Source organism: Microbulbifer sp. ABF4_148 (genome assembly GCF_056158985.1).
Window position 1 is genome coordinate 428,192 of the sequence record NZ_JBSWUI010000001.1, and the last position, 19,095, is coordinate 447,286.

The 19,095-nt window shown below is 54.3% G+C and carries 13 protein-coding genes; 4 read left to right on the forward strand and 9 right to left on the reverse strand.

Annotated features, from left to right (window positions below):
• The first annotated feature begins 39 nt into the window (after positions 1-39).
• Both ACXAD0_RS01780 and ACXAD0_RS01785 read left to right on the forward strand, forming a co-directional pair.
• Positions 40-579 carry a glycoside hydrolase family 108 protein gene (locus tag ACXAD0_RS01780; RefSeq protein ID WP_475086628.1) on the forward strand — a complete coding sequence of 180 codons (540 nt, stop codon included), beginning with the start codon at positions 40-42 and terminating at the stop codon, positions 577-579.
• Positions 579-1,169 carry a 3TM-type holin gene (locus tag ACXAD0_RS01785; RefSeq protein WP_475086629.1) on the forward strand — a complete coding sequence of 197 codons (591 nt, stop codon included), beginning with the start codon at positions 579-581 and terminating at the stop codon, positions 1,167-1,169. The genes ACXAD0_RS01780 and ACXAD0_RS01785 overlap by 1 nt, the downstream gene beginning before the upstream one ends.
• 80 nt (positions 1,170-1,249) lie before the next feature.
• Here ACXAD0_RS01785 and ACXAD0_RS01790 read toward each other — a convergent pair whose 3' ends face one another.
• The 3 genes from ACXAD0_RS01790 to ACXAD0_RS01800 all read right to left on the reverse strand — a co-directional run bounded on the left by ACXAD0_RS01790 (position 1,250) and on the right by ACXAD0_RS01800 (position 5,701).
• Positions 1,250-1,852 (reverse strand): hypothetical protein, encoded by a 603-nt coding sequence (locus ACXAD0_RS01790; RefSeq protein ID WP_475086630.1) that lies wholly within the window; start codon positions 1,850-1,852, stop codon positions 1,250-1,252.
• Positions 1,853-1,899: 47 nt separating this feature from the next.
• Complete coding sequence (locus ACXAD0_RS01795; RefSeq protein WP_475086631.1) at positions 1,900-3,684, reverse strand: DUF885 domain-containing protein; 1,785 nt, start codon at positions 3,682-3,684, stop codon at positions 1,900-1,902.
• Between the two features lie 145 nt (positions 3,685-3,829).
• Positions 3,830-5,701 (reverse strand): serine hydrolase domain-containing protein, encoded by a 1,872-nt coding sequence (locus ACXAD0_RS01800; protein ID WP_475086632.1) that lies wholly within the window; start codon positions 5,699-5,701, stop codon positions 3,830-3,832.
• 108 nt (positions 5,702-5,809) lie between these two features.
• Between ACXAD0_RS01800 and ACXAD0_RS01805 the strand changes: the two genes are divergently transcribed.
• Both ACXAD0_RS01805 and ggt read left to right on the forward strand, forming a co-directional pair.
• Positions 5,810-7,927 carry a winged helix-turn-helix domain-containing protein gene (locus ACXAD0_RS01805; RefSeq protein WP_475086633.1) on the forward strand — a complete coding sequence of 706 codons (2,118 nt, stop codon included), beginning with the start codon at positions 5,810-5,812 and terminating at the stop codon, positions 7,925-7,927.
• Between the two features lie 291 nt (positions 7,928-8,218).
• Positions 8,219-9,868 (forward strand): gamma-glutamyltransferase, encoded by a 1,650-nt coding sequence (gene ggt, locus ACXAD0_RS01810; RefSeq protein ID WP_475086634.1) that lies wholly within the window; start codon positions 8,219-8,221, stop codon positions 9,866-9,868.
• A gap of 131 nt (positions 9,869-9,999) precedes the next feature.
• Here ggt and ACXAD0_RS01815 read toward each other — a convergent pair whose 3' ends face one another.
• The 6 genes from ACXAD0_RS01815 to ACXAD0_RS01840 all read right to left on the reverse strand — a co-directional run bounded on the left by ACXAD0_RS01815 (position 10,000) and on the right by ACXAD0_RS01840 (position 18,957).
• Positions 10,000-11,856, reverse strand: coding sequence for a CPBP family glutamic-type intramembrane protease (locus tag ACXAD0_RS01815; protein WP_475086635.1), 1,857 nt, complete (start codon positions 11,854-11,856; stop codon positions 10,000-10,002).
• The gene (locus tag ACXAD0_RS01820) at positions 11,853-13,013 is read right to left on the reverse strand and encodes a tetratricopeptide repeat protein (RefSeq protein ID WP_475086636.1); all 1,161 of its coding nucleotides are present in this window, start codon (positions 13,011-13,013) and stop codon (positions 11,853-11,855) included. Before ACXAD0_RS01820 ends, ACXAD0_RS01815 begins: the two co-directional genes overlap by 4 nt.
• Before the next feature lie 341 nt (positions 13,014-13,354).
• Positions 13,355-13,897 carry a hypothetical protein gene (locus tag ACXAD0_RS01825; RefSeq protein WP_475086637.1) on the reverse strand — a complete coding sequence of 181 codons (543 nt, stop codon included), beginning with the start codon at positions 13,895-13,897 and terminating at the stop codon, positions 13,355-13,357.
• A gap of 109 nt (positions 13,898-14,006) precedes the next feature.
• Complete coding sequence (locus ACXAD0_RS01830) at positions 14,007-15,560, reverse strand: DUF2235 domain-containing protein (protein ID WP_475086638.1); 1,554 nt, start codon at positions 15,558-15,560, stop codon at positions 14,007-14,009.
• Positions 15,561-15,618: 58 nt separating this feature from the next.
• Positions 15,619-16,119, reverse strand: a complete 501-nt coding sequence (locus tag ACXAD0_RS01835) for a hypothetical protein (protein ID WP_475086639.1) — start codon at positions 16,117-16,119, stop codon at positions 15,619-15,621.
• A gap of 444 nt (positions 16,120-16,563) precedes the next feature.
• On the reverse strand, positions 16,564-18,957 hold the full coding sequence (locus ACXAD0_RS01840; RefSeq protein WP_475086640.1) for a DNA polymerase II: 2,394 nt from the start codon (positions 18,955-18,957) through the stop codon (positions 16,564-16,566).
• Positions 18,958-19,095: the final 138 nt, after the last annotated feature.

Consider the following 19,095-nt stretch of genomic DNA (forward strand, 5'->3'; position numbering starts at 1 on the left):
GGTTATCAATACTATTCAAATAATGTTCAAGGAGGAGTGATGGCAAGCTTTGATGAAATGCTGGATAAAGTCCTGCGCCGTGAAGGGGGCTATGTAAACCACCCTGCAGATCGCGGTGGCCCCACTAAATACGGTATTACCCAGAAAACCCTGTCGCGCTTTCTCGGGCGCGCAGTGCGCGAAGACGAAGTCCGCGGTCTATCGGTCGATCTCGCCAAGGATATCTACGAACGCAACTACTTCCTCGCTCCGGGTATCGATCGCCTGCCGACCGAAATCCAGGGCTTTATTTTTGATTGTGCGGTAAACCATGGCCCTCGCCGGGCGCTGAAATTCGTACAGAGCGTATGCAATCAGGCCGGCTACAGTTCCTATCTCGATGAAGACGGTGCGATGGGGCCACAAACGCGTTCTGCAGCCGTCTGGGCACAACAGGAAATGGGCGAGGTCTTCATAAAGGCACTTATTGAAGAACGCCGCAACTTTTACCGACTCATCGTCGACAACGATGCCTCCCAGGAGGTATTCCTCAAGGGATGGATGAATCGGGTAGACGAATTTGAGCAGGAGCTAGCGTAATGGCCTGGTGGAACGTAATTACCAATGTCTTCAAAAGCGGCAAGGATGTTGCCGAGGTCTTTGTCGAGAACAAAGAGAACCGTGGCCAGCGCAAGCACGATGAAACCATGGCCGATATCGGCCGCGACATGGCTTCACTGACCCAGTACTCGGCGGAGTTCCATACGCGCAAAACCCGCATCTGGTGGGACTCCTTTGCCGATGGCCTCAATCGCCTGCCACGTCCACTGATGGCGATTGCGATCCTCAGCTTTTTCGTGCTCGCTCCGCTGGATCCAGCGCGCTTTCTGGAAATTGCCAAGGCCTATGAACTGATGCCGCCGGGCTACTGGACGCTGGTTAGCGTTGTCATTGGGTTTTATTTTGGCGGCCGTATGCAGCTGAAGTCGCAGGATATGCATGTACGCAAGGACGCCGTGAAAGCGGCCAAAGAATTGATGGCGATGAAGGCAGAGTTCCGCAAGCTGGAAGAGGAAGATGAATCCGTCGAGTCCAAATCATTTGATCGTGCCGTCAGCTCCGGGAATAGAAAGATCCCGAATAAAGTGGTTGCTCAGTGGTTACGGGACAAAGCTGAACAGACGGCATAAAACATAATTGATCGCATGCAATTGTGGTAGGAAGCGATCCACAGTCAAAACTGGATCGCTTCTTGTCAAAATTCAGGCAATCACAACAGCAGTTTTTCTGCTGACGGCTTTGCCGCCTCTGCCTGCTGCTCTTCCGAATGTGCAAAAACGAGCTTCAGATTATTTACCGATGTAGACGCTTTTGCTTTTCCGCCCTTGACCGTCATACCGACCAGCTCAACCTCAATACCACCCGCCTCATTTCGCACGACTTCGAGACCAGCCTCTACGGTGAGTGAATTCAGCACCAGAAAACCATTGCTATCGACTGCACGGACGGCTGCCAGTACATATTCAGCAATCTTATAGCCCTGGGAGCTGACATTGGATTTGGTCTGGAATGCGCCGGGAACGAGCTCCAGCGTTAACACGTTAGAATCGATACGAGAGCTGCTACTTTCACCGGCAACAACCAGTGAGGCACTGCCAGAAGTCGTCAACTCCGCCTTGGTCGAGAGAGTCACCTCGGCACTCTGGAAAGGAGGAAGGCTCGAATCGTCCTGGGTGTTTCGATTGATTTCATTGATCGCGATTTGGATCTCATCCAGAAGGGAGCCCACTGCGATATTGGTGTCAGCCGGTGTGTACATGCTCGAACAGCCAGAGACCAGCACTATCATGATGGCAGAGACGAGGTATTTCATACTATTCCCCTGATCTTTTAATTATGTGTTTGTACTTTTACGAAATCTTATTGTGCCGTCTTTTCCGTAAGGGACTGCATTTGCTGCTCGAGCATTTCCATCGGCAAAGCGCCGTTTGCCAGCACTGCATCGTGAAATGCTCGAACATCAAATTGATCACCAAGCGTTTTTTCTGCGCGATCTCTTAGTTCTCGGATTTTAATTTCGCCCATCTTGTATGACAGGGCCTGGCCCGGCCAGGAGATGTAGCGGTCGACTTCTGCGCGGACATTGGCCTCAGACAGGGAGGTGTTCTCCGACAGGAAATCCAGTGCCTGCTGCCTTGTCCAACCCTGGGAATGGATACCGGTATCGAGTACCAGACGCGCCGCACGCCACATTTCATAGCTCAGGCGGCCGAAATGCTCATAGGGAGTGGTATACAGGCCCATTTCTTTACCCAGGCGCTCGGAATAAAGACCCCACCCTTCTCCGAAGGCGCTGAGATATAAATTGCGACGAAAGTTCGGGACGTTTTCCAGCTCCTGAGAAAGCGCACCCTGCAGATGGTGGCCGGGCACACCTTCGTGGAGGCTCAGGGCAACCAGCTCGTACAATGGTCTCTGGCCCAGGGCATGGGTGTTGAGCCAGTAGGCACCACCGCGAATCCCGCCAATAGCGGCAGGGTTGTAGGACGCCGTGGTGTAGTTGGGGGCAATCTCCGCAGGCACCGGGACCACGCCATAGGGCATACGCGGCAGCTTGCCGAAAAACTCCGGCAGCACGTAGTCGGTTTTCTTGGCGATGTACGCAGCTTCTTTCAACAGCGCTTCAGGCGTCTTGGCATAAAACTGGGGATCGGTACGCAGGAATTCGGTGAACTCATCAAAGCTGCCGTCAAACCCGGACTCTTCGATCAGCGCTTCCATCTCCTCCCGTATACGTTTGACCTCGGCGAGTCCGATCTTGTGAATTTCAGCCGGGTCACGGTCTTCGGTCACGTAGGTTTTGATACCGTGACGATAGTAGTCCTTGCCGCCCGGTAGTTGCTCCGCGCCGATCGTATCGGTAGCGGCCTGCATGTACTCACCTTCCAGGAAGTCTGCCACGCGACCAAATGCAGGCGTAGCGACGGTGTCGATTGCCTGCTTACCCGCCGCGCGAAGCCGCTTTTGCTCCTTGGCCGAAATGTTATCGGGCATTTTCTCGAATGGCTTGTACAACCGGCTTTTGCTGGGGTCGTCATAGACCTGCGCTCGTACCGTGGGCGCCACGCCCTGCACGACGATTTTCGGCTGGACGAATCCGTCTTTGATGCCCTGACGCATATTGGCCAGATTTTCGTCAAAGTAGCGGCCGAAATCCTTGATCCGGGCGATATAGTCCTCGTAGTCCTGCACCGAGTTCATCGCCAGACCTTCACTCGCGGTAGTGGCGCCACTATAAAAGCTGGAGAAGGTATTGAACGGAATACGATCGAGGAACAGTTCATTGTGCTCGACGGAGTTTTCCAGTACCCAGATCAGGAGGTCGCGGTTCACCCGCTCGGACTGGTTGAGCTTATCCACAGGGATCTTTTTGAGACGCTGGATAAATCCCTGTTCCGCTGCCAGGCGACGGGCGCGGTCTTCGGCCGTCACGCCGGGCAGGCGATCATTGTAGTCCTTCACCCCCATACGCCCGGCCATGATCGGATCTTCTTTCAGGCTGTACTGCCAGTGCTCGTCAATAATAGCTTGCAGGTCTTCACCGGGCGCTGCCGCCGCAAAAGTAGAGAAAATAGCGAGCAACACAAACAGGCAAGAGGCCAGCGAAATGGGCTCTTTGGATTCCGCGCAGTTGGCGACAGGCATTGTGATCTACCCCTTGATGGAAACATGAAACCACCAACCATAACACGGACCCAAATTGGCGTGTCTGTTTCACGACTCCAAAGCGAGTTACGACGTTTGACTCACCTTGCTTACCCACAGCTGTCAGACACAGCAAATATCTCGGCTAGGCCCAGAGGCGCAGGCCGATCAGTCCATAGTTCAGCAGTAGAATCGCAACCGCGGCATTCAGCACCAACCATGCCGCACCATGCCAGCGGGCAAAGCTTCGCTGGGAACCGAACCCGGTATACAGCACGCGCATACCCCAGATCGCCATTGCAAAGAACAAGAGTGAACCAGCAAATACCAGTCCGCCCGGTAGAGACAGATCAGCTGCTCGCACATACGGTTCCGCTGTACTCAGGGCAATTTTTGCCGAGGCCAACATAACGATGCCCACCGCAAAGGTCGCCAGCGGCCATCCCCAATAGCGACGGCTAGCGGTACTGCGCCTACCAAACACCCACAGCACCGATCGCCCGCCAGCGGCTAATACCCCCACCACACTCACCAGCGCCCAGAGAATCACCAGCGCTGGCGGTCCAATGGCCTGCAGTGCGCTGATAGGCTTAAAGGTCATAGGCCCATAATGAATCACATTGCCAGCCAGCGGATTCTGCTGATGCACAAGTACCACGAGGCCGCTGTCGGGCTGAATCCCCTGGCCGCGCTGATTGCGTGCGAGGGTTCGCTGAGGGCCACCGAATATGGGGGAAAGCTTGATCATGTCATTATCCAGCTGAAGCTGCCATGGCATCAGACCGGAAAGAATCTCGACGCGCTTGGCCACCGGGCTTATATTGCGGTAATACCCAGGCTGGAAAGCGACAGTATCAACCTCGCTGATGGCGCCGTGGTCTACCTGCTCCTTCACCGGTTCAGTGTGGCTGGCTGCTGAAAATGCCTGCAAGCGCTGATGGATCTGAGCAACGGCCGGGCCATCCTGGTTGGCCAGCACAATATGGGCATGTTCGCCCGCGGGCTCATAGGCGAGCAGCGCACCGGCACCGGGCAGGCTGCCTTCGTGCCCCGCCCATACGAGTCCCTTGTGGTGAAAGCTGGTTAACCCCAGGCTCCAGCCGATTTCGAGCCCAGCCGCTGCAGCGCGCGTCCCCTGAAGCCGCTCCATGGCGCGCACGGATGCCGGAGTGAGCACTGGCTCGCTCTCGAGCGCAGGTTGCTGCAGGAACTGCGCTAATGCGAGCAGATCTTTTACGTTTGCATGCAGTCCGCCCGCTGCACGGTTGCCCAGGTGCCAATAGGGCACCGGACCTTGTTGCCGATACTGGGTAACTGCCAATCGGCGATAGCGGTCATCATAAAAGTAGCCACTGTTGACCATGCCCAGCGGGGCAAAGAAATTGGCCTGTACATACTCCTCAAAGGTCTGGTTACTGACCTTTTCCACGATATGGGCGGCGACCAATGGGCCGGTATTGTTGTAGGCGGTGCGGGTACCCGGCACCCAACGGCTGGTACGCGAATGGGGATGCAGCGCCAGCTGATCGACAATGCCAATAGGACTCCCTGCCCTGCCAACCAGCTCGGGGAAATGGGGCGCATCCCAACCGCTGCTGTGGTTAAGCAGGTGTACCAGAAGCAGTGGATCCGTGGCCTCCCAGGGGTTGTGAAAAGTAACCTCTGGGGCGAGCTCCACGACGCGATCATTCAGGCTAAGCCGCCCTTCTTCCACCAGCTTCATGATCGACATACTCACCAGAATCTTCGCAACCGAGCCAGTGCGGAATATGGCATTGGCAGTGACAGGCTTTCGGGCATTCAGATCGGCAAACCCGCTGGTATAGATCCAGGGTTCTCTCCCCGGCTCCATCAGGGCCACGGCAACACCGGGTGTGTCGGTACGGGCCAAGATCTGGTCAATATCTTGCGCCAGTTCCGTATACCGATCGGCAACGGCGTTGCCAGAGGCATGATTGAACGGCGCACCCGCAATGAGCAGGGCCACGAGTAAGCAAGTTCGAATTGTGTTGAGCACAGGCTGCCTTCCTTGTGTTTACCATCTGCCATCTCTCGACGACGACCATGGCTGTGATTTAATACGTGAAACTTGCCGGGCGCAGTGCTGGCCCACAAAGGAAGAATTGTGAACTTATGTGAATACGGCGCATTCACAGCGATTCACAACGCAGAATGGACAGACTGGATAAGTACCATGCGTGACCAGGAGCCAACTTCCAGCCTTTACCAAATTGGCGATTACCTATGCGCCCCTGCACGTTGCACGCTCAGTCGCCATGGCGACCAGCGCAAGCTTGAGCCCCAGGTGAACAGCCTGCTACAGCTACTGGTGGAACAGGCCGGCCTCACCGTTAGCCGCGATACCATCAATACCCATATTTGGGCGGACCGCGTGGTAACCGATGATGCGCTGCGGGCAATGATCCGCAAGCTGCGGGACTGCCTGGGTGACGATGCGCGCAACCCGACGTATATCCGTACCGTGCCGTTAAAGGGCTACGCGTTGATTGCTCCCGTCGAAATACAACGCGCTACTCCCTCCTTCTTTCGGAGACGCAAGTTGTGGGGGGCTGCCAGTCTGGCAACAGCCCTCATCGTCAGCGCCGTGCTGCTACGCATGAATACACAACCCGAGCCAGTGATTGAAATCACCCGTCTGACCCAAATGCCTGGCTCAGAGCTCAACCCGGACTACAGCGCTGCCACCGATAGACTGGTGTTCTCCCATCGTGCGAACAAAAACGACTATCTGCAGCTGTATGTAAAAGACCTGCGAACCGATAACGCACAGCGGCTAACCTGGGAAGCCGCCAACTATGCCAATGCCCTCTGGTCCCCGGACGGCCGCCAGCTGGCCTATACCCGAAGTGACGCCGGCACCGAGCTAACTCACTTTGTGGCGGACTACGAGGCCGGGCAGGGCCTGATCAATGTCCGGACAATTTCCTTACCCGATGGGGAGCGCCGCTATCTTTCCAGCTGGAGTCACGATGGCAGTGCCCTGTACTTAAAGGCGGGGCCCACATCGAACACGCCTGGAATTGCCCGGTTAGGACTGGAAGACCATACCCTTGAGCCGGTAACCGAACCCGGTCAGGGCGGTATGTTCGACTTTTTTGTGCGTGAATCTCCCGATGGCAGCAAGCTTGCGGTACTGCGCGCCCTGAGTCGTGAAAAGCAGGAACTCCTGGTGCTGGATGTTGCCATGGGCACGCTGCTACACACACGCAACCTTGCCAGGCTGTTTCAGCGACTGGTATGGTCCGAGGACAATCGTGTCGTGGCGCTCTCCGGTTTCACAGGAGAGCTAGCCAAGTACGAGCTGGCAACTGACCAACTGACGCCCTACCCAGGTATTGATGGCAATACCAACCATGTATTCCATCACTGCGGCACCGACTGCTTTTTTATGCGGAGGCACAACGGCAACTTTCTGGATCTCCAACAACAGCCACTGCCATTCCACGATAGACCGTTAATGGCTGCAACCGACCTGAGTTTGCCAAACGCAGAAGACTTCCCGCTGTTCCATCCACTGGGTGGCGGGCTATTTTTTGTCTCGCACCATAGCCAGCAACAATCCATACAGCTCCACCCCAACCAGGGACCCAGCGAAACGCTGGCAGAACTCCCCGGAACAGCGTCCATTCAATCGCTACAGGTCAGTCCGGATGGCAACTATCTGGCTGGACTGCTCGATGGACGGGTATTCGTGCTAACTGTGAAGAGTGGCGAGTTCCACTTTTTCGGCAATGGCGCAGACGCATTGGGCCACCCCACCTGGAGCTTGGATAGCAACAGTATTTATTTCAGCAAACACTCAGGCGGAGTACCCAGCCTGTACCAAGCGACATGGGGCAGCGAACCGCAACTGCTATACCGGAACGCTATCGGGATTCGAATCCTGAGGAGTGAAAGGTTTGTGCTCTTGGATACAAACCGTATCGCGTGGCTGCACGAAGTTGACAGTGCGCCGAGAAAACTTGCCCAGCTGCCCGACGCGAGCCCGAATCGCTGGACTATTCGTGACGGCTGGCTGTACTACACCGACCGGTCTGGCACCGATGCACAACTACATCGTATACATCTGGCGTCGGGCTTACACGACCAGCGCTCGCTAGCACGTAATCGCTTTCGACTGAATTTTGACTTGAGTGAGGATGGCGAGCAGATGCTTGCGGTGAAATCGTTACTTGCCGAGAGTGATCTCGTTAAAGTCTTGATGAAGCTCGACTCGGAATAACTATACGCTGCAGGAACAAACTTTCGGGATATGCCACTGAGAAAATCTAATTAAATTCATACAGCGTAAAACAGATCATCATCTTCAGCTTGCGAACGGGTGTTTGACGCACTTCTGGAATCGCATGAAACTAATCTCAAGAATAAAGATCAGGACCTTTTCGTGAAACCTCAGATAACAGCATTGTTTGAAAACGCACTCAGTAAAGGCACCTCCATGCCCAGACGCGTCCCAATCCTTCGCCGAGGCATCAAAGGCGCAATCTCTCTTGTGATTGCTTCAGCGATATCGGTGAGTAGCGTCGCTTATGACCGGGTGAATGGGGAAGGGTTCGCCAGCCGCTCGCCGGTACTAGCTACGCAGGGCATGGCTGCTACCAGTCATCCGCTGGCCACGCAGATCGCACTGGATGTCCTCAAACAGGGTGGCAGTGCGGTAGATGCCGCCATTGCGGCCAACGCCGCGCAGGGGCTGATGGAACCCACAGGCAACGGGATTGGCGGGGACCTGTTTGCCATTGTCTGGAGTGCCGAGGAGCAAAAACTCTATGGTCTCAATGCCAGTGGCCGGTCACCCAAGTCGCTACCGTTCAGCTACTTTGCCGAAAATGAGCTGAACAAAATCCCGTCCCACGGGCCACTGCCGGTTTCGGTACCAGGCGCGGTGGATGGCTGGTTCGAACTGCATAACAAGTTTGGCAAACTGCCGATGCAAGACCTGCTGGCACCCACCATTGAATATGCCAACAAGGGCTTTCCTGTTACCCAGCTGGTGGCTCATTACTGGAACCGCTCGGTACCGAGCTTGGAGAAGTTCCCGGGTTTCCGAGCAACCTATATGCCGGACGGTAAGGCCCCACAAGAAGGCGAACTGTTCCGCAACCCGCGCCTGGCTAAGACTCTGCAACAGATTGCCGAGGGTGGCCGCGATGCATTCTACAAGGGTGAGATTGCCCGTGAAATCGGCCGTTATATGAAGGCCAATGGTGGTTTCTTGTCATACGAAGATCTCGCCACGCATACCTCTGACTGGATCGAACCCGTATCCACCAACTATCGCGGCTACGACGTGTGGGAGTTACCCCCCAATGGCCAGGGCATTGCAGCGCTGCAGATACTCAATATTCTCGAAGCTTACGACCTGAAAAAGCTCGGTCGCCTGAGCCCCGAGTATATCCACCTTTTTGCCGAAGCAAAAAAACTCGCCTTTGAAGACCGCGCCAAGTATTACGCCGATCCGGACTTCAACAAGCTGCCGGTTAAAGAGCTGATCTCCAAATCTTACGCTGAGAAGCGCCGAGCACTTATTAATCCGAACAAGGCAGCCAAGCGCTATGAAGCCGGCACCGTAGCGCTGCGCCATGGCGATACGATTTACCTGACCACCGCCGACAAAGACGGCAATATGGTTTCCTTAATCCAGAGTAATTATCGTGGGATGGGCTCCGGTATGACACCAGGCGAGCTCGGCTTTATTTTGCAGGATCGCGGAGAAATGTTCAGCCTGACCGAGGGACACTTTAACCAGTACCAGCCCGGCAAGCGTCCATTCCACACCATTATTCCAGCATTCGTAACCAAGGATGGAAAGCCCTGGTTGAGCTTTGGCGTGATGGGTGGTGCCACCCAGCCGCAAATGCATGCGCAGATCGTGATCAACATGCTCGACTTCGGTATGAACGTACAGGAGGCCGGTGACGCGCCGCGTATTCTGCACAGCGGGTCCAGCCAACCCACCGACGAGTTGATGGAGGACGGCGGCTACCTCAGCCTGGAGGATGGCTTTCCCATGGAAACCCGACGCAAGCTGGTGCAGATGGGGCATCAGGTACGCTTTGAAAGTGGACCTTACGGTGGCTATCAGGCCATACAGAAGACCGCAAATGGCGTCTATCACGGTGCATCAGAAAGCCGGAAAGACGGCCAAGCCGCGGGCTACTAACTGAATTCGAACAGTAATTTATGTGTCTACTCAGCCAGTGAGCTCTGCTGGCAATTCGCGTAGGCGTCCTGCCTACGCGGTACTTCCTCTCCAATGCCACCAAGTGCGCAGAATGCCCAGACTGCCTGGCGCTAGGTCATCATCCAATAGACAAAAACACCGTTGAACGTTGCATGGGCAAGAATTGGTACCAGGAGACCCTCATATTCCTTTTTAAGCAGGCCCAGCATGCCCCCAACAACAAAGATATATGCCGAAGCAGATATCGACTCAACCGCATGTAGGCTTGCAAAGAGCAACGCCTGGATCAGGTTAGCCCATCCGAAGGTCAGGTAACGCCGGAGCCCTCCGAGGATGGCGCCGCGGAAGACAAATTCTTCAACGACGGGGGCGGCGATCACTACCATCCATACAGTGGCGGGCCACCCATAGGTCTCGGTAACCGCACTGATGGCAATGCCCTGTTCAGTAAACCGAGAAAAATACTCAGTGATCTCCGGCAACATCTCCGCTTTCAGGAACCCCGGCAGACGCATCGCAAAACCAAATGCCACACCGGCCATGATCGACGGGACCAACGGATGCCTGTCAGCGAGCCAACCCCCGCCAAGCCGGTTCCAGCGTTTTGTCAGCGGCAACAGCAGGCCGATGGACAGTAGAGAACCCAGCAACGTTGCGTCGGCGAGATATCGCCTGTCGACACCCGCTCCATCGCTAAACCACAAATCCTCGCCCACGAAATCCGTCGGACTCAGAATGGCAAATGGAATCATCAATCCAAGGACACAGTAGGAAAACGCGAGCCAGGAATATCTCAGCCCCAGACCACCAGGCTGGGGTACCAACTTGCCACGCTGCGCTCTTGCGAGTGCAATGTAGTGGATAATGGTAAACGGAATCCCCAGCAATAAGACAACCGCGAAGATCGCCGGTATGGAGAGAAAAATCGTGCCGAAGTCTCGCAATGACCAGGGCAAGTCCGGGTGCTTTACGAAGAGAGCGATTCGGTTAGTGCCAAGCGGGTCGGCCGCCAGTCCCGCATCACGCATATCGACATACGCCGAATAGGCGGCGTCTTTTGATCCATTCTGGAACTCAAATTTAAAGCGTTCGAACTGTAGTCGCTCCGCACCGTAAATCGTACTCCCCTGTGAAGCAAATTCTCTGGATGCCAGTTCATAGTGGCCCGCCGTGGCGAGGTCCTTGGCAATCTGGATACCGCCGTGCTCACCTCTATCCTGCAGGATTTGGTAGACAGACAGCGCCAATACTTTCTGCTCAGTATCCGCATAGATCGATAGTAAGTTCTGGAGCTCAGGAGCCGATAGGCTCTCCCGCTGAAGGAACGCATACTCGGCGATCTCGACCGCCCGTGCACTGGCGCCCGTCTGCGCATGCAGACTTGCCAGTGTTAGCCTGAAAGCTGAGTGCGCATCGAGGGCAAGCGCTTTTTCACCATATCTAATCGCCTGAGGGGCGTTATCATAGGCAGATCGGCTGGCCAACATTTCATACAAGCGCGCCTTTTGTGCACTGGTCCAGATCACATCCGCGATTTGCCGCTCTGTGGCTCGCGCCTGCCGGAAAAACTCTTCTCCATACTCATATTCGAGCAGACGTAAGATGACCTCTGGATGATATGCATATTTATCTTCGAGATGGCCTTCGCACGCCGCACTATCTTCCTCAAGAAAGCCGAAGCCCTCGCTATATTCCCACTGATACATCAGGTCACGGATAAAATCGCACTTGGCGATCTTCAACATTATGTTGTGGGGGTTGCCGTCGATGCGGACATCTACCAGACGGATGCGTTCGTTGTACTCCCGCCGTATCTGATCAACCGAAAATGTCTGGGAAAGATCCAGGCCGAATTCCTGCAGAATCAACCCACCCGGCTCTTCGAGAGTTTCAGCGTAAGTCTGCGCACTCGACAGGATGATGCTCAGGAATAGCGATAAGCGTAGTAATTGATATAGTCGCTTCATTGGATATAGCGTTGTTCGCTCTTATATAGTTCGAGGCGCTCGATAAACCCGTCTTCGACAGGTTCATCGCTTCTTTTCTGAATTTCGGTGATTGCCCTCTGCTGGGTTGTAACTGCAGCGGCATAATCTCCTGCCGTGGCCTGCGCAGCAGCGAGGGTGTCTATAAACGGGATACTGTCCGCCACTTCACCGACCAGGACCTCTTGCATGATCTCGATAGCAAAATCCCCATCGACCAGCGGTTCGTAGGAGAGCGTCGCGAGATCCCAGGCGAAATCATTCCGAAACCTGTTACTGGATTTCTGATAGATCTCTCGCTGCTGTTTGCGGATTTCACCTTTTTCGTCCGGCGTGGTCGCACGATGATAGGCGAGTTGCAGCACCCGGATTTTAGCGGCGGTGTTACCGTGTTCTGCGGAGCGGCTCAGCCACAGCTCAGCCACCCCGGCGTCATAGCGGACTTTCTGGCCATCCAGATATAGCTGCGCCATCATATATTCCGCGGGATGATGGCCGTCTTCCGCGAGGCCAGTTAGATAGTGGAGGCCCAGTTGTAGATTGGCGCCCTCTCCACGCGTCCAGATCAGCTTTCTCGCATATTGAAACGCGGCATACTGGTCCCCTAACTCGGCTGCTCGGGTTAGGTAGATAAACGCTTTATCTACATCTCTTTCAATATGATCACCATATTGATGCATACCACCCAAAATTCTCAGCGCATGTGGTGACTCCTGTTGAGCCGCTGCTCGATACCAATACAGCGCCTTCTCGATATCCCGATCAATCAGTTTGTCGAATAAATAGAGATCTCCAAGCATTTCCTGGGCGCGTGCGAAACCATAGTTGGCAGCCTCCTCGAGATAGAAGATCGCCGTCTCGATATCCTCTGGGCTGCGATTCCAGCGAATGTAGTTATCACCCAGATAGATAGACGCGGCCAAATCCCCACCATTTCGGCGGTTCTTCAGATCCATAATCAAGGTTTCAAATTGTTGATCCCGTGTAGGTTCGCTTTGACTAGGAGTGTCCTTAGCTTTTTCTATTTGTTGTGTAAAAGCGGCACCAGAGTAGAGGCCAATAAGCAGGAATATGGCGGCACATATGATTGACCCTATCCAGGCACGGCGCCCGATACGGTTATATGGCGTGTAATTCATTATTATTTTGCGTTTATCGATATAAAAATAAGGTGCCTTTTGAAATAGTCTAATGTGATATATCTGTCAAATAACAACTCATATATCGACCAAATAATAGATTGTTTGCCGTGAGGGGTATTGGTTACCGGAGCGGCCGCATGCACGACTATTCTCGATAGGCTCAAACGCGACGCCCAAGATATACAGCCGTCTTGCCAATACTCGGCAATATATTTATCGGCCAAAAGACTACCCTTTGCCGCATGGACAAAAAACGGCCTAACCTATCCTGGAGGTCAGGTAGCAGGTAGGACTTGGTAATTCAGTGCTCGCGACCAAGCCCCGGTCATCAGCGCGTGCTACTCCGCCACTGATTTCTGTTGCTGCTTCTGCTGCTGATCACCCAGCCAGTTCTGCTGCAATTTTACCGTACCCAACTGCTTCTGAATCTGCTGTTGCTGCATCGCGTAAACCTGACCTTGCAACTTATCTTTTTCTTCGACCGGTAGTTTTTGTTCATAATTGGTGAACTTGCTGATTCTGGCTGTATTGAGCTGACTCAGGTTCTCTAAAGCCGTCTGCCGCGATTTATTTTCACTTTCCAGTTGGGAAAATAGGGCGACCTTTTCCTCTTCCGCCAGCTGGGCCTTCTCGGTCAAGTCAGCAATCGTGCTCTGCAGTGAAGATATTTGGCGATTCAGATCGTCAATGGTATTGAGTGACTCACCATAGGCTTCCTCTGTCGCACCATTGATGATACTTGCATACGAATCAATCTTTTCGCCATCCAACGTATGGCCCAAAAATCCGATTGTGAGGCAGACGAACAGTACACTGGCCATTCCCTGCCAGGTGGTGGGGTAACTCATCTTTTGGCCGAGAATTTCAATCGAGTGATTCATTGTAGTTTCCTCCCTTTCTCTTAGAATCTTTTATCCGCTGCTATGAGCCGATGCCAGTTCGTAACAGCCCGGCCATAGCAGAAGGTTAATCGCTAAGTTATTTAGGTGCTTATACTTCTTCGATCCGTACCGACACATAGTTACGATTTTCTTTATACGAACCCCACGCGTCATTTGCGAAGCAATAGAGATATCCGGATTCGGTGACTTCAACTATCTCATCGCTACCAATCTCGAAGATGTGGTGCTGCTCCGGCGTTCCATCAATGCGCGTGACCCGCTCATTAGCGACGCAGCCCATAAGCATCAGCCATGGTGAGCCACCATGCCTGCGGCTGAAGGCAATATCTAAATCTTCGTTTCCGGTGATTCGCTTTGCCAGCGTTTCCAATCCATCGGCAAAGCTTCCGAAGACATGCTTGATTTCAGCCAGCTGGAACTTGCCATCCCGACTGCCTTTTGGCCCGGCCACGACTGACCCACTATTCCACATCCCTTTCGCAGTGAATTTATAAGACTTACCTTTTTCGAGATAGATCCCCGTCCAGTTCCACGGATGCTTCGCATAGACATCAATTTCGGAAACGCCATCTTTGAATTTCGAATGCCTTCTGTACGGAAAGCTAGGATGTAATACCTCTTCTGAGATTGCCTTAATCGAAGCGACATGCACCTTGGTGCTGTCACTGAGATTCGGGATTGCCCTCGGCCGCGGCAGCAACGCCTTCATAAGCCCAGTATGGGAGTCATGTAGCTCTCCCAGCGGGTCCGCTGTGGAATTCACTTTGTCAATGAACCCGTCTTCGAAAATCAGCGCCTTAGCATCAGGTTCAGTCGGCAAAGCCTGTATTTCTTCCAGCATCCATTTCAGCGTACAAAGTGCTAAACGGGCATCTTTGTATCCGCCACCAATATCAGAGTGCACGCCCGGGAACCATATTTGCTTGACTCTCGCGTCAAAATCACTCTGTTTTTCAGTGTCTTTTTTCTTCCACAGCGTTGGCGTAAAGCTGCTGCGCATCTCATCGATCGCCAGTGCATGTCTTCCATAACGAATCTTGGAGGAAAGGGTTACATCATGAAATTGATACTTCGTGGGGTTATCGAAAGCGTCCAGGACTGCTTTATCGTCAGGTATCCCCAACGCGCCGACGGTATCCCACACACCGACAAAATGTACTGCGCGATCTGAGTCGCCATGAAACTCGACCGGAATAACGCGCTGCAGTTCTACGGATGATAAGCTCCTACGGTAGCCCCTATCGTAGATATCATCGATGAGTTGGGACTTATCATGTTCTGTTGCACCTGAGTGGAATTGGACAATCCCGTATTTGGTTATCAGCCCGCCAAGACTTCGTGCCGAAAAGGCGCCCCGACTAAAGCCGAACAGGTGAATCTGGTCACCTGGACGATATTTGTCACAGAGCCAGTAATAGCAATCTTTGATATCTTCGGTAATGCCCGATCCCACCAAGCCACCAAGTGCTTTATCGATGAGCCCACCGGTTCCTACACCGGCTTGATATCGGGTCAGCTGTTCCACGCCATCGTCTACGAGTGATTGAAAGAGCCGTCTGACGTTTGTCGGCGCAGCTTTTCCCTCGTCAGTATTGTTTTCATCATTCCATGTACCATCACAGCAGACTATCAAATTCCGCATTTTTTCATCTTCCTTGATTTGTTATTTTCCTTTGACTGGATTTATCCGATTGACCCTTTCACCGGTCAAACAGCACCCCTTCATCCCATATACGCCGGGCGATTGGGCTCATGACGCCTGCATAGACGTTGTGCACGTCGCTATGTCTTTTCTCCGGCATGCTGTATTTGCCATACCCTTTGGTCATTAGCGTCCACATCGCCTCTGCCAACGTCAGGTTGACCTCTTCGAATGTCTTTTGAAACGTGCTGTCGATGTCATGGCGGTGGAATTCCCAGTCGTGGATGATATAAGCGGGCCCGCACTCCCAGGGCTCCAGGCCGGTGATCGCCTGTACAAATAGCGGAATACTGCCACCATCGGTTGTCATGGGGCCGGGCTCAATCGTTTCAGAGGTACCATCACCTAAATTGCGGATATATTTGAAAGGATCGTCCTTATCCGGGTGATAATGAAATTCGTTTGGCCCTATCCATTCCAGTGTAAATCGACCGGAGAACTCACCGGTATTCAGGCTCTCGACGAATTTCTTTTTCCGGTCTCTGAGGCGTCTCGTCATAAAGTCTCTTGGCGGCATCATTCATTTCCTTTGGAATATTCTTTGACGACAAGACTTCTGGTACAGCGACACCTCTGACTTTACATGTCGGATTTAAGTAATTATTGGTATAGAAATAGGTGCATGGAGCAGTGGCAACCCAGCTCCATTAGCTATTTAGAAGTGCTTTTCCAATTTACTGCTTTTTCAAGCGGTAAACTATTGCTTCGCGATTACATCGGGTTACGAGATAGATAATATCTACGCCATTTCACGCGATGTATTTGTTATCGTTACGATATGATTCGCTTCTAGTGATGCATTAATCGATTCCGAGGTCGTCCAAAAGCTGGGCTTAACGTGCAGGCGTCAACTTTCGCAAATGCCGCGTCCCACGATTGAAGTGACGCCGGCGGAGTTGAAGTACTGAGTGCGAATTTTGCCCGTGTGAGCTTTTCTCCGCGTTCAGTCAGTCTTTCCAAACAGGCCCAACTGCCCATCCACCAGACTATCAAAATCCAGATCAATAAACGGCAAGATGGCATCGGCAACTGGTTTGAGCTGCCGGTCGATGTAGGACTGATAGTCGATGGGTGACTGCCGGTAGTCCACCGGCTCGGGGCCGTTGAGGGTAATGACGTAACGGATCCAGCCCTTGTTCTGGTATTTGGGACTCAGGCCCTGCTGGCGGCGCTGTTCATCGGCCATTCGGGCAGCACGTACGTGGGGCGGTACGTTTTTGATGTATTGCTCGAGCTTACGGCGGAGGCGTTTGCGGTACACCAGCTGCTCGTCCAGCTCGCCGGCCTGGGTTTTCTGCACCGTCTCGCGGATAAAGTCGGACGGGTCTTCGCCGTGAAATACCATTTGGTAGAGCTGGGTCTGGAATTGCTTGGCCAGTTCGGTCCAGTCGCTACGCACGGTTTCTAGGCCCTTGAACACCAGCTTTTCTTTATCACCGTGTACCACCAAGCCGGCGTAGCGCTTTTTCGAGCCGGCCTCGGAGCCGCGGATGGTGGGCATCAGGAAGCGCTGGTAGTGGGTTTCGAATTCCAGCTCCAGTTCGCATTCCAACTGCAGCTCTTGTTTCAGTTTGTTCTGCCAGCGCGTGTTCATCTCTTCGGCGAGATTCTTACCGATCGTGTCCGCCTCTGCCGAGCTGGGTTGGCCACTTAACCAGACAAAGGTGGAATCGGTATCGCCGTAAATCACCTGATGGCCGAGCTCCTCAATCCAGCGGGCGGTTTGCTGCATGATCTCGTGGCCGCGCAGGGTAATGGAGCTGGCCAGGCGCGTGTCGTAAAAGCGGCAGCCGCCGGAACCCAGCACTCCGTAGAAGGAGTTCATGATGATCTTAATAGCCTGCGAGCGGGCGGCGTCCTGCTCCTGCTTGGCGATATCGCGCTGGGCCCAGAGGTTGGTAATGATGTCCGGCAGGAAATGCTTGTCACGGGAAAAGCGCGCACCGCGAAAACCGGGGATACTCTGCTCATCCGCCTCGTCTTCCGCCAGGTCCCCACCGGCTTCTCCTGCCTCTCCATGAGCCAACCCTTCAATCAGGCCCATGGGGTCGATCTTGAAAGTACGGATAATGCTCGGGTACAGGCTCTTGAAGTCCAGCACCAGTACGTTGTCATACAGGCCCGGCCGGGAATCCATGACATAGCCACCGGGGCTGGCGAGGCCACCGTCGGCTGGTAGGTTGGGCGCGACATAGTGGCTGCGGTGCAGTTTGGGCAGGTAGAGGTTGGTAAACGCCGCTACCGAGCCGCCGCTGCGGTCGAGCTCCAGTCCGGTGAGCTGGGCGCGCAGGCGCAGGTAATCGAGCAGGCGGGTGTGTTCATAGATGTCCCACACCAGCCGGCAGTCTTCCAGGTTGTAGGCAGCCAGTTTGGGTTTGTTATGGCGGAAGTCGTGTTCAATCGCCGCCAGGCGGTTATCCACATCTTCGGTGTCCTTGCCCCGGTCCAGTAGCGTTTGGGCCACAAACTCCAGGCTGAAGCTTTCAAAGTTGTAGGTGGCGCTCTTGAGTCCGTCGATGCCGTCCAGCACTACCCGGCCCGGCAGCGTCACAAAGCCCTGGCTGCCTTCGCGACCATCCCGCCAGCGGGCCTCGGTGCCACCGCGCCCCAGCTTCAGGCGCAGTCCATAGCGACCAGCCCGCTTTAGCAGCAGGCGGAAATCAAAATCCACCACCGCCCAGCCGATGATGATGTCCGGGTCCAGGGACTGGATTCTGGCCTCCAGCGCCTGCAGCAGTGCCCGCTCGTTCTCTACCCAGTGGATAGTCGTATCGGCGTCTTCCGACTCGCCGACCATCAACACCTCTTCCACCCCATGCCCGTAGAGCCCGACGGAATACAGCTCGCCTTTCCCGGAGCATTCCACATCGAGGGAAACCACCCTGAAATCCGGCTGCACCTCGGCGCCCTTGAGACGCACCTGACGGTATTCCGTATAGCCGTCTCTGGCCCGGGCCACGCCTTCAAAGTAGAGGCCACCACGGGCAAAGCGCTCCATCAGGTAGCGGTCGTGGAGACGGAAGTCCGCCTCAAACACTTCAATGCCGCGGTCTTTCAACAGGGTCTGCGCGCGGCGGTGGGCGTCGATGGTGAGGAAATACAGCATGGCCGCCTCTTCGCGGCCAAAAGTCTGAAAGCCCAGCTGCTGCCAATCGTGGGGCACGTCGGCCAGAAGCTCTGCCACCTGGTTGCGATCCGCCACCCGCACCATAAACACCGGGCGCTCGCCCTCAATCAACAGCTTGGCCGAGCCCTCTGGTGTAGCCAGCCAGTAGTGGATGCAGGTGCTGCCGCGCTGATCAAAGCTGTGGCGGGTGAGGAGGAATCCTTGGGGCAAGGGGCGGCTCTGGGTTGCGGCGTGGATTACACTGTTGTGCCAGTTTACTGGATAAATAGCCAGATATCAGCACCGTGCAAACCACGTCAGTGCATCGGCCCAGGTTGCCGCTTTAGTGCCCGACACCTCCGATTGATG